This window comes from Stenotrophomonas sp. 80084_Sma (assembly GCF_056481995.1).
The window spans coordinates 4269385-4283066 of record NZ_CM151177.1; the positions used below are offsets into that span (position 1 = coordinate 4269385).

The window sequence follows — 13682 nt, forward strand, 5'->3', positions numbered from 1 at the left end:
GGACAATCACGCACCCTGCCGCCATGACCCTGCTGCGCGCCACCTTGAGCCTGTGCCTGCTGCTGCCGTGGACGGCACCCGCGGCCGAGGACGTGCGTGTCTACCGCTGCGTTGCCAGCAACGGTGCCGTCGCCCTGCAGGACAGGCCGTGCAACAGCGGCCGCCAGCAGGTGCGCGACCTGCAGCGCCCGCGCGATCCCGCTCCACGGGTGGTGCGCAGTGATGCCACGCCTCCGCCGCCCAGCGAAACCCCGGTCATCCGCGAGCGCGAAGTCCGCCACGTCTACATCCAGCCGCCGCAGCCGATGTACGAGTGCGTGAGCGAGGACGGACGGCGCTATACCAGCGACAACAACGAAGGCAATCCGCGCTGGGTGCCGCTGTGGACCAGTGTCTGGCTGCCGCACGGCCATCGTGGTCCAGCCTATCCCGGACCACGCCCGGCCATCGGCACGCCGATCGGCGAAGGCACGGGTTATCGGCGCCCCTCGATCGGCATGGACGTGCAGGTGCCGGCCGGCAGCGTGCTGGTCCGCGACAGCTGCCATGCGTTGCCACCACAGGAAGTCTGCGCACGGCTGAGTGACCGCCGCTGGGAGCTGGATCGCCGTTACAACAGCGCGCTGCAGAGTGAACGCACCGCCATCAGCAACGAACAGCGCGGTATCGATGCGCGCCTGTCGCGCGATTGCGAACGCTGAGCGCAGCACGCCGTCGCAGCCTGTACGCTGTGCGCATGAACCGAGTGATCTGGCTGCTCCTGGTGCTGCTGCCCGGAAGCGCGTTGGCCGAAGAGGGCGTGATCTACCGCTGTACCTCCAGCAGCAGTGACGTCCCTACCCTGCAGCGCACGCCGTGCGCCACCGGCAGCAAGCAGCAGGTGCTGCGCATCCCCGACCCGGCCAACTCGCAGCCGGCCGCCGCTGCGCCTGTAGCCGCCGAACCTGCATCCGCGCCCGTTGAAACACCCGCGCCGGTGCCGTCCGGACCGGCCGTTGCCCCTGCGGCCCCAGCACAACCACGACGCGCGGACGAAGGACGCACGATCATGGAAGCAGGCATGGTCGAACACGCAGGAGACGACCAGATCCTCGACAGCGCGACGCTGCGCCGCGATGCCGAGGCCCGCGCCGCGGCAGGTGACGGCCCACCGAAGCCGCCGCTTCCTCCGATCTTCCAGTGCACCGACAGCCAGGGCGGCGGCTACCTGTACGAGTACGAAGCCGCGCCCGGCCGCTGCGAGCTGATGACGGTACAGGGCCTTGGCGGAGTGACGCCGGTGAATGCCGCCAGCTGTGAAGTGGTGCGCGACCACTGCGAAGCGCTTCCCGAAGCGCAGCGCTGCGGTGGTTGGCAGCAGCGCTTCCGCGATGCCCGCGGCCGTGAGCGCTTCGCCGCGCCGGAGAACCGCGATACCGCGCGCGGTGAACGCGAACGGCTGCAGGGCGTGCTGGAGGCCAGCAACTGCCCGGTACCAGGGTGAGACCCACCGGTAGTGCCGGCCGCTGGCCGGCAACCACAGGATCTTCAGATGGTTGCAGTTGCCGGCCAGCGGCCGGCACTACCTGCTGAAAGATCAGAACCCGTAGCGCAGGAAACCGCCGTCCACCGCGATGCACTCGCCGGTGACATAGCTGGCCGCCGGCAGGCACAGGAAGCCCACGGCTGCGGCCACTTCCTCCGGCTCGCCGATACGACGCATCGGTGTGCGGTTGATCACTTCCTCGTAGTAGTCCGGGTCCGCCAACGGACCGGACGTGCGCCGCGTGCGGATGTACCACGGCGCCACCGCGTTGACCCGGATGCCATCCTCGGCCCACTCGACGGCCAGGTTGCGGGTCATCTGATGCATCGCCGCCTTGGTCATGCCGTAGACCACGCCGCTGCGCACATGGGTCAGGCCGGACACGCTGCCGACGTTGACGATGGATGACGACGCGTGGCGTGCCAGCAACGGATGTGCATAGCGCGACAGCTCGAAGGCCGAGAACAGGTTGGTCTCGAAGATCTTCCGCCATTCGTCCTCGGAATACTCCGTGGCCGCCTTGGTGACATTGCCGCCGGCGTTGTTGACCAGGATGTGCAGGCCATCACTATGATCCTCCACCCAGTCCAGGATCTGGCGGCGGTCCTCGTCGTCGGAGACATCGGCGGCCAGCGCATGCACCTGCATCTGCGGATACACGTCCAGCAGTTCGTCGCGCGCGGTCTCCAGCATGTCGATATCACGGCCGACGATCATCAGATCGGCGCCGAAGCCAGCCAGTTCATGCGCGATGGCCAGGCCGATGCCGGCGCTGGCGCCGGTGATCAGGGCGGTCTGGCCGTCCAGGCGCCACCGTTGCTGGGTCATGTGTTCTCCCGGGCCGCGCCCGCTGTGTTTCGATGCGGCAAGGATACGCGCTCACGGCCGCCCCCTACCGAGGATGCGACACTGCCCGCACGCCCATCACGGAGTGCCGCCATGCGCATCCTGATCCTGTTCACGTCCCTGCTGGCCACCGCGCTGCTGGCGGGCTGCCAGCGCCCACCGGCGCCGAACCCGGAAAAGCCACCGGTGCCCCGGGCGATGTCGCGCGCAATCAACGAACCGCTGGACCGCGCCAAGGGCGTGCAGAAGACCGTGGACGATGCCGCCGCGCGTGAGCGCAAGGCCGAGGCCGACGCGACGCAGTAACCCCGCAGACGAAAACGCCCGGCCGAGGCCGGGCGCTTCCAGTAGATCCACGCCGTGCGTGGATGGCTTCCGATCAGAACCCGCAGAAGCAGTACGCCAGCGCCTTCACCGGCGTGCCGTTGCCCTTCTCGCGGGCCGCGTTCTCGACAAAGCGCAGCTGCGTATCCACTTCCGGCATCGTGCGCGCCAGCACCATCCGCGCCATGCCCGAGTCGGACAGCATCCAGGCACCTGCACGGCTGCCGGCGAAACCGCTGACGAACTGCGCGAACGGCGTTGCCGCCTTCTCGATGTAACGCACGCGGTAGGCGTCAGCCTTGCCCAGCTTGGCGCGGCTGGCGGCATCGGCCACCGCATCCTTCAGGCCACCGAAGGCATCGACCAGGCCACGTTCCTTGGCCTGCGCACCGCTCCACACGCGTCCACGGGCCACTTCGTCGACGGCCTCGACCGGCTTCTTGCGGGCGTCGGCGACGCGGCCGGTGAAGTCGGCGTAACCCTTGTTGATCACCGACTGGATGACCTGGCCCACGGCCGGATCCATCGGGCGGGTGACATCGAACGCACCGGCGAAACGGGTGGTGCCGACACCGTCGGTGTGCACGCCGATCTTGTCCAGCGCGCGGCTGAAGTTCGGCACCATGCCGAAGATGCCGATCGAACCGGTGATGGTCGACGGATCGGCATAGATGCGATCGGCATTCATGCTGATCCAGTAGCCACCGGAGGCGGCCAGGTCGCCCATCGACACCACCACCGGCTTGCCGGCGGCCTGCAGGGCCACCACTTCGCGGCGGATCTGCTCGGAGGCGAACACTTCACCACCCGGCGAATCCACGCGCAGCACCACGGCCTTCACGTTCTCGTCGTCACGCGCGGCACGCAGCAGCGCCGAGGTCGATTCGCCACCGATGCGGCCGGCCGGCAGGTCGCCACCGCTGATTTCGCCAGCAGCCACCACCACCGCCACCTGCGGACGGCTGTCGACCGGGTTGCGGCGCGCATCGAGCTGGCCCAGGTAGGAGCCGAAGTCGATGTTGCGGAAACCACCGTCGGCATCGTCGTCAGCCACGCCGCGCTCGATCATCAGATCCTCGAATTCCTCGCGGGTCTTCAGCGACGTCACCAGCTTCTGCTGCAGGGCGAACTTGGCCAGGTCACCACCGGCAGCGGCGATGCCTTCCGGCAGCGTGTCGATGCCGGCGGCCAGCTGTGCCGGATCCAGGCGGCGGGCCTTGGCGATGTCGCCCAGGTAGCGCTGCCACACGTCGTTCATCCAGAACAGGTCGGCTTCCTTGGAGGCCGGCGAAGCGGCGTCGAGCACGTAGGGTTCGGCGGCGGACTTGTACTCGCCCACCTTGAACAGGTGCACGTCCACACCCAGCTTGTCCTGCAGGCCGGTGCGGAAGTACTGGCGATAGCGGCCCAGGCCCTCGAGCACCACCGACCCCATCGGGTCCAGGTAGACCTCGTCGGCCTGTGCGGCCAGCAGGTACTGCGACTGGCCCATGCTCTCGCTGTAGGCCACCAGCTGCTTGCCGGACGCACGCAGGTCCTGCAGTGCCGCGGCCACTTCACGCAGCGAAGCGAAGCCCGACGGCTGCAGCTTGTCCAGCTCCAGCACCACGCGCTCGATCTTCTTGTCTTCCTTGGCCGACTCGATCACCCGCAGCAGGTCGCGCAGCTGGATCTCTTCGGCACCGTTGTCGCCCACCGCCTTGGCCAGCGCGCGGCTGACCGGGTCAGCGCTGAACTGCTCGACCAGGCGGCCTTCCGGCGCGATCACCAGGGTAGTGCGGTCCTGCAGCGATTTGCTGGCACCGGCGCCCATGCCGGCGGCGATGACGAACATCACCAGCAGCAGGAACAGCAGGCCGAAGAACACCAGGTTGAGGATCAACCGGCGGGTGAAGTTCATGACGTCCCACAGCCCGATGAAGAAACTGGCGACGGGGTTGCGACGCGCCGGGGGCAGCGGGGGCACGGGTTGATTCATGGAACGCTCCGGATGGCTTCTTGCCGTGGTGCCAGCATAGCCGGTGCCGTGTGATGCGGCATCGGACACAAGTCAGGGGATCGCCCGCCACGGGTCATCGCGGCGGGCGGGGCGGATCAGGACAGTGCCGACTGGCCGATGCGCAGGCTGCTGCGACGCAGGCGCCAGCCCATCAGGATGGCGGCGGCGGTCAGGCCGACGATCAGGCCGATCCACATGCCCTGCGGGCCCATGCCCAGCCCCAGGCCGAGCCCGGCGCCGAGCGGCATGCCCAGGCCCCAGTACGCGAACATGGCGATGAACATCGGCACGCGGGTGTCCTTCAGGCCGCGCAGCGCGCCCGCCGACAGCACCTGGATGCCATCCGGGAACTGGAAGGTGGCCGCGTACAGCAGCAGGGTGGAGGCCAGGCCGGCCACCGCCAGGTCGTTGGTGTAGACACCGACGATGGCGTCATGGCCGAACAGCAGCACCGCTGCCGACAACGTCTGCGTACCCATGATGATCGCGTAGCCGGCCCAGGCCGCGCGCCGCACGCCGAAGCCATCGCCACGACCGACCGCATGCCCGACGCGCACGGTGGTGGCCTCGGCCACGCCCATCGGGATCATGAAGCACAGCTGGGCGACGTTGATCGCGATCTGGTGCGCGGCCGCTTCATTGGCACCGAGGCGGCCGATCAGCAGCGCGGTGACGATGAACAGGCCGCCCTCCATCAGCACGGTGATGCCGATCGGCAGGCCGGTGCGCAGCAGGTCCCAGATCGCCTTCCAGCGCGGTCCTTCGAAGTGCGAGAACAGCTGCAGGTGGGCGAAGCGCTTGGTGAACCACAGGTAGGTGGCGAAGGCGATCGCCTGCAGCCACATCATCACCGCCGAAGCGATGCCCAGGCCCTCGGCGCCCATTTCCGGGAAGCCGAGCTTGCCGTTGGCCAGCACGTAGCCCATCGGTGCCAGCACCAGCAGGCCACCGAAGCCGAGCAGCATGGTCGGCAGGGTCCAGTGCATGCCCTCGCTGAGATAGCGCATGCAGAAGTACAGGGTCAGCGCAGGTCCGCCCCAGCGCACCGCGTGCAGGAACGCGGTGGCCCCCGGCACGATGTCCGGTGCGATGCCGAACGCAGGCAGCAGCGGCGGCACCACGGTGAGGAAGGTGAACATGATCAGGCCCAGGCCCAGCGCCAGCCACAGTGCCTGGCGGAACAGCGGGCCGATCTCGCGCTCGCGGCCAGCGCCATGCAGCTGCGACACCGAGGCGGTGAGTGAGATCAGGGTGCCGATCGGGATCAGCATCGGCAGCCACAGCAGGGCGGTGCCGATGGTCACCGCGGCCAGGGTCGCCGTAGCGTGGTGGCCGGCAATGACGTTGTCGACGAAGGAGATCAGACCGGTGGACACATGCCCGAGCACAAGCGGCAGGGCGAGCAGACCGGTAGCGCCTACTTCCTTGCTGAAGCGCGGCGTGGAGGTTGCAGTAGACATAAGGTGCTTGACGCGAACTACGGTTGCGCGCGAAGGGCACAGGCACCGGGTTGCGGCCGGTCATCTTACGCGCGCAGCGCGCGCATTCCCATGACATGGCGTGAATGCTGGGTTCCGGCAGGCCCCGGCATCACGCGTTGCGATCGCGTTACGAACAGAAAAAGGGGACGGAGGGGATTAAGTCGTTTCAAGCCCGACTGTGCCGAATACGACTTAATCCCCTCCGTCCCCTTTTCTTTCTACTGCCCGGCCTGGCGCTTGAGCCAGGTATCGCGCTCGGCCGGCGGCACCGCGAGGAACGCGCCGCGGACCTTGTCGCGCTCCTGCGGTGGCGTGCGCTGTGCCACCAGGGTCAGTTGGGCCAGCTGCGCCGGGCTGAGCTGGCGCAGCACGGCCAGCGCGGCCTCGCGCTGTTCCGGCGGCACGAAGCCGAACAGGCCGTGCAGCTTGGGGAACTCCAGGCCCAGCTGCGGGCCCAGCCGCCAGCCTTCGCGGAAGGCCTGGTCCTGCGCCTGGAACTGCTGCCGCAGGCGCTGCTGCTGGTCGGCCGGCAACGCATTGAATCGCGCAGCGGCCTGACGGATCCGCTCACGCTCGCCCTCCGGCAATGCCCGCCATGCGGCGTAGTCGGCGCGGCGCTGGCGCTGCTGCTGGGCATCGAGCTGGGCGAACGTAGCGGGCGTCGTACCTGTGGTGGCCGGGGCCGCCGGTGAACTGCCCGGCACTGGCGGCGGCAGCGGCACGTTCAAGGTCTGCGGCGCGGCGGACAGCGACAACGGCAGGGCCAGCAGCAGGCTGGCGAATACGGTCTTATTCATCGGCAGCAGCGGTTTCCAGCGTGGCGCTGGCCGGCTCCGGCCGGCTCGGCTTGGATTGCGACTCGTCCACCGGCAGCGGGCCGCCCGCGGCGGTCCATGCATACAGATCGGCATCGGCCACCAGCGGATAGTCGCGGTCGGCCAGCATCGTGGCGTCGTCCGTCGCCTGCGCAGGGGTCGCGTCCGGCGTGGCATTGACCTTGCTCGGCGGCAGTGCTTCCACCGTGACGGGACCCGCCTCACCAACCACGCCTTCCGGCAGCGGTGCGTCGCTGCCGAACGAATGTCGCTGCCAATGGCGCCAGCCCAGCGCGGCGGCCAGCAGTACCACCACGGTTATCAGCAGGATCAACGGACCGCGCCAGCGCGGCTTGGCATTGGCGCGGCGGCGCTTGCCAGTGGCTGCAGCCCGCTCGTCGCGCTGCGGGGTGCGCCAGCTGGAGGTCGGCGCTTCACTGCTGTTCGTCGGTGCGGCCGGCTGTTGCAGCTGCTGCAGGCGTTTGACGGGCAGATCGCGGATGCGCAGCTGCACCTGTTCGGCCAGCTGGCGCCAGGCCGAGGCGTCGGGCTGGCCGTGCGCGTCACGCGGGCAGGCATCGGCCAGCAGCTGCTGGTAGCCGGCTTCGTCCTGGTCGAGCACGCGCGTGGCGATACCTTCATCCAGGCTGCCGCCCACCCGCAGCAACAGCGCCAGGCGCGGCAACGGTCCCATCTGGCCCAAGGCGGCAAGCGGCGGCTCCCACTGGCCGCCCACCGGCTCACGCAGCGCCTGGCGCTGGCCCAGCAGGGTCCAGAAGCGGGTTGGCCACTGCGCCATCGGCAGGTCACTGGCGACCGCCGCAAACGCGCGCATCACCGCCACCAGTGTCTGTTCGGCCCGGGCAGCATCGCCGCACTGCAGTTCAGCCACCACCAGGGCGCGGCGTTCAACACCTCGCAGGAACGCCGACAGCGCACCGGCCGCGGTCGAGGAAACAGGGGCGGGCACAGCCGTCATCGATCACTCCAAAGGTCTGCCCGCATGATAGCGGCAGGCCATCGGCGCCCGTAGGACTTGCGCCCACAGGCACTTCGTGCTGCAGGTTGTGCACAGCACCACGCTGCCTGCGCAGGAAACTGTGGCATCCAGCTGAATTCACTCTGTTTCAGCACTGTTTCACACTTAAGTAATTGATTTTGATGGATTTTAAAGTATGGCGATTTTTTGACCAACCGGAGCGTGAGGCCGTCGCCATCGGCCTCCTGCGCGCCCGCCGACCGGTAACGCACAGCGTTATCCACAGAACATGTGGATAAGACTGAATCTCCAATGGACACCGATATTTAGGTGACATTTATGATTCAACGGGCGCCGTCCCGCCGCCGCCCACCCCGCCATTCGCGCGCGCATGGCCCGGTACACTGGCCCGATGCTTTCACCGATTCCGACCCTGCAGGTCGCCCTGCCCGTCCCCCTGCCCCGCCTGTTCGACTACCTGTCGCCGGAGGGCGTGGCCCCCACGGTTGCGGTCGGCTGCCGCCTGAAGGTGCCGTTCGGCAACCGTGAGCTGGTCGGTGTGGTGGTGGGACACGGCCAGACCGACGACGGCCAGGGACTCCGCCAGGCGTTGGCCTGGTGCGACCCGCAGCCGCTGCTGCAGGGTGAGCTGTGGCAGAGCCTGCAGTGGCTGGCGCGCTACACCCACGCGCCGTTGGGCGAAGTACTCAGCACCGCCCTGCCCGGCCCGCTGCGCCACGGCGAGGCCCTGCCCGACACCCATCACTGGGGCTGGCAACTGACACCCGAAGGCCATGCCCAGCGCGGGAAGCTGCGCGCCGGCAGCCGCCCGCGGCAGCTGGCCGAACTGCTGGCCGAGGCCGTGGTGGATGAAGACGTACTGGGCGAACGCATGGAGGACTGGCGCACCGCCGCACGCAGTCTGTCCAAGCGTGCACTGGCCGAGCGCGTGGCGATGACGGTGGCACCGCAGCATGCGCAGCCGTTGCCCGGGCCCACGCTCAACCCGGACCAGGCCGAGGCCGTGACTGCGATCAACGCCGCCGACGGCTTCCAGCCTTTCCTGCTGGATGGCGTGACCGGCAGCGGCAAGACCGAGGTCTACCTGCAGGCGATCATCCATTGCCTGGCACAGGGCAGGCAGGCGCTGGTGCTGGTGCCGGAAATCGGCCTGACTCCGCAGACCCTGGCACGCTTCCGCGGCCGCCTCGGCATCGCCGTGCATGCGCTGCATTCGGGCTTGAACGATAACGAGCGCGCTCGCGTCTGGGCAGCCGCCTCACGTGGTGAAGCACGCGTCATTGTCGGCACCCGCTCGGCAGTGTTCACGCCGCTGCCGCAGGCCGGTCTGCTGATCATCGACGAGGAACATGACGGCAGCTACAAGCAGCAGGACGGCATCCGCTACCACGCGCGCGATTTCGCCCTGGTGCGCGCCAAGGCGCTCGGCATTCCCGTGCTGCTCGGCAGTGCCACGCCCTCGCTGGAAACACTGCACAACGCCTATGCCGGGCGCTACGCCCACCTGCACCTGAAGCAGCGTGCCGGCGATGCACGACCACCGCGCGTGCGCATCCTCGATGTGCGCAAACGGCCATTGCACGATGGCCTCTCGGCCGATGTTCTGGCCGGCATCGGCGAGCACCTGCAGCGTGGCCAGCAGGTGCTGGTGTTCAAGAACCGCCGTGGCTATGCGCCGGTGCTGCTGTGCCACGACTGCGGCTGGACCGCACCGTGCAACCGCTGCGATGCACCGATGACCGTGCATGGTGGCGGCCGCCGGCTGCAGTGCCACCACTGCGGTGCGCGGCAACCGGCGCCGCTGGCATGCCCGGCCTGCGGCAGCCTGGCGCTGCAGCCACAGGGCATCGGTACCGAACGCCTGGAAGAGCACCTCACCGCCGCCTTCGCCGATTTTCCGGTGGTACGCATCGACCGCGGCACCACCTCACGACGCGACGCACTGGAACAGCAGCTGGCGAAACTGGGTGACCAGCCCGGCATCCTGGTCGGCACGCAGATCCTGGCCAAGGGCCACGACCTGCCGAAGCTGACACTGGTGGTGGTGGTGGGCATCGACGAAGGTTTGTTCTCCGCGGACTTCCGCGCCAGTGAAAAACTGGCACAGCAGCTGATCCAGGTCGCTGGCCGCGCCGGCCGTGCACGTGATCCTGGTGAGGTCTGGCTGCAGACTCATCACCCCGGGCATCCGCTGCTGGAAACCCTGGTGAGCGGTGGCTACCACCCGTTCGCGCAGGCCGAGTTGAACCAGCGCCAGGCCGCCGGATTCCCGCCGTTCGCGCATCTGGCACTGATGCGCGCCGAGGCACAGCAGGTCGAGCATGCCAATGCGTTCCTGCTGGCGGCGCGGCAGTTGCTGGGCGAACAGAACGTGGTCGAGGCCTATGGGCCGATGCCGGCGCCGATGCCGCGGCGTGCCGGTTACCAGCGCACGCAGCTGTTGCTGTCCGCGCTTCAGCGGCCACCGCTGCATGGCGTGCTGGCCCAGCTGGTGCCGCAGCTGTATGCGCTGCCGGAGGCACGCAAGGTGCGCTGGTCGCTGGATGTGGATCCGACGGATCTGTATTGAGGCAGACGAACGCTAGCGCCGGGCCATGCCCGGCGGTCCTCCGCATACCACGCTCGCCGGGCATGGCCCGGCGCTACCCCTCAGGTCAGCGGCGACATCACGCCGCGCTGGTAGGCCGGGCGTTCGCGCAGGCGGGCGTACCAGTCGGCCAGGTGCGGCAGTTCCGGGCGCTGGATGGGCAGTTCGAACCAGGCATAGATCAGCGAGCCCAGCGGGATGTCACCCATCGCGAACGTCTCGCCCGACAGCCACGGCTGTCTGGCCAACGTGGCATCGGCCATCGCCAGGTAGTCACCGGCACGCACGATGGCGGCATTGATGCGCGCTTCGTCGCGGTCAGCTGGGGCGGTGCGCATGATGCCCCAGATCAGGTCGGTGTACAGCGGCGCCATGCGCGAGGTGCTCCAGTCCATCCACTTCTCGGCCTGGGCGCGTTCCATCGGGTCTTCGGCGTACAGCGTGCCCAGCGCGTAGCGCGCACTCAGATAGCGCACGATGGCATTCGATTCCCACAGCGGCAGGCCATGGTCTTCGATCACCGGCACCAGGCTGTTGGGATTCATCGCCAGGTACTCCGGCGTCTGCGTGCCGCCATGGCTGCCACCAACCTCGATGGATTCATACGGCAGGCCGATCTCCTCGGCGCACCACAGCACCTTGCGGACGTTACTGGAATTGCGGCGGCCCCAGATCTTCAACATGCGGGTTTTTTCCTTGCTGGCAATGCGAGCGGCAACGATACGCCTGATCGGAGTGGAGATGTGCGTGCCGGATGCGGGATCTGGCATCTGGGGCTTGCGGGCCAGCGGCCGGCACTACCGGTTCTTTTCCGGCCAGCGGCCGGCACTACCGGTTTTTCTTCGGCAGCGCGCGCACGTAGGAGGATTTGCCGTCCTTCTTCAGCTCGAACAGCCCGATCGCTGCCAGCAGGTCACTGAGCTTGCCGTAACCGTAGTTGCGCGGATCGAACGAGGCCTGGTTGCCGATCTGGCTGCCGACCGGGCCAAGGTGCGACCAGCCATCCTCGCCCTCGGCCGAGGACACCGCACGGCGCAGCATCTTCACCAGCCGCGTATCGCTGCGCATTTCCGCACCGCTCTTGCGTGGCCGGGCATCGTCGTTGGCAACAGGCTCGTTCGATGCCTGTTCGCTGGACGCCTGTTCGGTATCCGGCACGCTGGCATGGGTCTGGCCCAGCGCTTCCAGATAGGTGAACTTCGAGCACGCGTTGACGAACGGCTCCGGGGTTTTCTTCTCGCCGAAGCCATAGACCTTCACACCGTCGGTCAGCAGGCGCATCACCATCGGGGTGAAATCGGCATCGCTGGACACGATGGCGAAGCCATCGAGATTGCGCGCGTACAGCAGGTCCATGGCATCGATCACCATCGCCATGTCCGAGGCATTCTTGCCCTTGCTGTAGGCGAACTGCTGGATCGGGCGGATCGCATATTCGTGCAGCACGGCCTCCCAACCCTTCAACCGCGGGCTCTTCCAGTTGCCATAGGCGCGGCGCACGTTGGCCACACCGTAGCGGGCGACTTCGGCCAGGACCTCGTCGATCTTCGAGGCCGGCGCATTGTCGGCGTCGATCAACAGGGCGATGCGCTTTTCCGGTTCGCTCATGGGCTCCTCACGGGCGGTTGCCTGAACCCGAGTATCGCCGATCCATGCGGGCGCTGACGTGACAGGGCGCCATCGTGCGAAGATGCCAGGCGCTTCCCCCAATGCCCCCACTGGAGTGAGTCGATGAGTCGCGAGCGCGTTCCCCACCTGGTTGTTGTCGGCGGCGGTTTTGCCGGCCTCTGGGCCACCCGTGCCCTGGCCCGCGAGCGCATACGCATCACCCTGGTCGACCGCCGCAACCACCATCTGTTCCAGCCACTGCTGTACCAGGTGGCCACCGCCGGCCTGTCCGCGCCGGACATCGCCGCGCCGCTGCGCCACATCCTCGGCCACCAGCGCAATGTGGAAGTCCGCCTCGGCGAAGTGGTGACCATCGACAAGCAGGCCCGGCAGATCCGCATGGCCGATGGCAGCACGCTGGACTACGACAGCCTGCTGCTGGCTACCGGCGCCACCCACGCCTACTTCGGCAACGACCAGTGGGCCGATGATGCGCCCGGTCTGAAGACGCTGGACGATGCCATTGCGTTGCGCCGCAAGCTGCTGCTGGCGTTCGAGCGCGCAGAGGCGGAACCGGACCCGGCGAAGAAGGCCGCATGGCTGAGCTTTGCCGTGGTTGGTGGTGGACCTACCGGCGTCGAACTGGCCGGCACTCTGGCCGAGATCGCGCGGCATACGCTGCGCAACGAGTTCCGCCACATCGACCCGGCCAGCGCCAAGGTGCGGCTGGTCGAAGCTGGCCCACGCGTGTTGTCCTCGTTCCCGGAAGTGCTTTCGCTGAAGGCGCGCCGGCAGCTGGAAAAACTGGGAGTGGAAGTGCTGACCGGTACCCCGGTGAGCGACATCGACAGCCAGGGCTTCAAGCTCGGTGAGCATTTCGTGCCGGCACGCACGGTGGTCTGGGCCGCCGGTGTGGCCGCTTCACCCCTGGCGCGCACGCTGGACGTGCCGCTGGACCGCGCCGGCCGCGTGCAGGTGCAACCCGATCTCACCCTGCCCGGCCACCCGGAACTGTTCGTGGCCGGCGATCTGGCCGCACTGAACCAGGCCAACGGCAAGCCGGTACCCGGCGTGGCCCCTGCCGCCAAGCAGATGGGCAAGTACGTGGCCGAGGTGATCCGCGCGCGCCTGCACGGCAAGGCAGTCCCCGGACCGTTCAAGTACGCCGACTTCGGCAACCTGGCCACCATCGGCCGCATGGCCGCGATCGTGCACCTGGGCCGGCTGCAGTTGTCGGGCATCCTGGCCTGGTGGTTCTGGCTGGCCGCGCACGTGTTCTTCCTGATCGGCTTCCGCAACCGCATCGTGGTGCTGCTGAACTGGGCGGTGGCGTACTGGAGCTACCAGCGGAGCGCGCGCATCATCTTCGGTGATGATCAGGAAGACCGGCGACCCCGACGGTAGTGCCGGCCGCTGGCCGGCTGCTGCGCGGTCGGATCCCTTTCCGCAGGAAAGGGCTCTGACCCCGTCAACACCATCCACGCATGGCGTGGATCT

Annotated in this window: 12 protein-coding genes; 5 read left to right on the top strand and 7 right to left on the bottom strand. The window is 68.0% G+C overall.

All coding sequences use genetic code 11. The features are described from left to right. The first annotated feature begins 23 nt into the window (after positions 1 to 23). Complete coding sequence (locus ACZK3W_RS19635) at positions 24 to 701, top strand: DUF4124 domain-containing protein (RefSeq protein ID WP_049401000.1); 678 nt, start codon at positions 24 to 26, stop codon at positions 699 to 701. 35 nt (positions 702 to 736) lie between these two features. After that, positions 737 to 1483, top strand: a complete 747-nt coding sequence (locus ACZK3W_RS19640) for a hypothetical protein (RefSeq protein ID WP_478450209.1) — start codon at positions 737 to 739, stop codon at positions 1481 to 1483. Positions 1484 to 1576: 93 nt separating this feature from the next. Here the strand turns inward: ACZK3W_RS19640 and ACZK3W_RS19645 are convergent, their stop codons facing one another. Further along, entirely contained in the window at positions 1577 to 2353 is a 777-nt protein-coding gene (locus tag ACZK3W_RS19645; protein ID WP_010481164.1) for an SDR family oxidoreductase, read from the bottom strand. A 111-nt stretch (positions 2354 to 2464) separates the two neighbouring features. On the opposite strand from ACZK3W_RS19645, the gene ACZK3W_RS19650 reads away from it, so the two are divergent. Further along, positions 2465 to 2677, top strand: coding sequence for a hypothetical protein (locus ACZK3W_RS19650; RefSeq protein ID WP_125892184.1), 213 nt, complete (start codon positions 2465 to 2467; stop codon positions 2675 to 2677). Between the two features lie 73 nt (positions 2678 to 2750). On the opposite strand, the gene sppA is transcribed toward ACZK3W_RS19650, so the two are convergent. The 4 genes from sppA to ACZK3W_RS19670 form a co-directional block, all read right to left on the bottom strand. Further along, positions 2751 to 4673: a signal peptide peptidase SppA gene (gene sppA / locus ACZK3W_RS19655; RefSeq protein ID WP_049400998.1), complete on the bottom strand. Its 1923-nt coding sequence runs from the start codon at positions 4671 to 4673 to the stop codon at positions 2751 to 2753. Between the two features lie 116 nt (positions 4674 to 4789). Next, positions 4790 to 6154, bottom strand: coding sequence for an MATE family efflux transporter (locus ACZK3W_RS19660; RefSeq protein WP_110713888.1), 1365 nt, complete (start codon positions 6152 to 6154; stop codon positions 4790 to 4792). A gap of 239 nt (positions 6155 to 6393) precedes the next feature. Next, positions 6394 to 6972: a DUF3106 domain-containing protein gene (locus tag ACZK3W_RS19665; RefSeq protein ID WP_293794621.1), complete on the bottom strand. Its 579-nt coding sequence runs from the start codon at positions 6970 to 6972 to the stop codon at positions 6394 to 6396. Beyond that, a complete protein-coding gene (locus ACZK3W_RS19670) occupies positions 6965 to 7969 on the bottom strand; it encodes a hypothetical protein (RefSeq protein WP_293794623.1) in 1005 nt (334 codons plus the stop codon). The genes ACZK3W_RS19665 and ACZK3W_RS19670 overlap by 8 nt, the downstream gene beginning before the upstream one ends. Positions 7970 to 8381: 412 nt before the next feature. On the opposite strand from ACZK3W_RS19670, the gene ACZK3W_RS19675 reads away from it, so the two are divergent. Then, positions 8382 to 10559, top strand: coding sequence for a primosomal protein N' (locus ACZK3W_RS19675; protein ID WP_478450210.1), 2178 nt, complete (start codon positions 8382 to 8384; stop codon positions 10557 to 10559). A gap of 80 nt (positions 10560 to 10639) precedes the next feature. Here ACZK3W_RS19675 and ACZK3W_RS19680 read toward each other — a convergent pair whose 3' ends face one another. Both ACZK3W_RS19680 and ACZK3W_RS19685 read right to left on the bottom strand, forming a co-directional pair. Next, entirely contained in the window at positions 10640 to 11260 is a 621-nt protein-coding gene (locus tag ACZK3W_RS19680) for a glutathione S-transferase family protein (protein ID WP_032129683.1), read from the bottom strand. A 145-nt stretch (positions 11261 to 11405) separates the two neighbouring features. Continuing rightward, positions 11406 to 12185 carry an NYN domain-containing protein gene (locus ACZK3W_RS19685; protein WP_010481148.1) on the bottom strand — a complete coding sequence of 260 codons (780 nt, stop codon included), beginning with the start codon at positions 12183 to 12185 and terminating at the stop codon, positions 11406 to 11408. Between the two features lie 123 nt (positions 12186 to 12308). Between ACZK3W_RS19685 and ACZK3W_RS19690 the strand changes: the two genes are divergently transcribed. Continuing rightward, positions 12309 to 13589, top strand: a complete 1281-nt coding sequence (locus ACZK3W_RS19690; RefSeq protein WP_180837432.1) for an NAD(P)/FAD-dependent oxidoreductase — start codon at positions 12309 to 12311, stop codon at positions 13587 to 13589. The last annotated feature ends 93 nt before the right edge of the window (positions 13590 to 13682 follow it).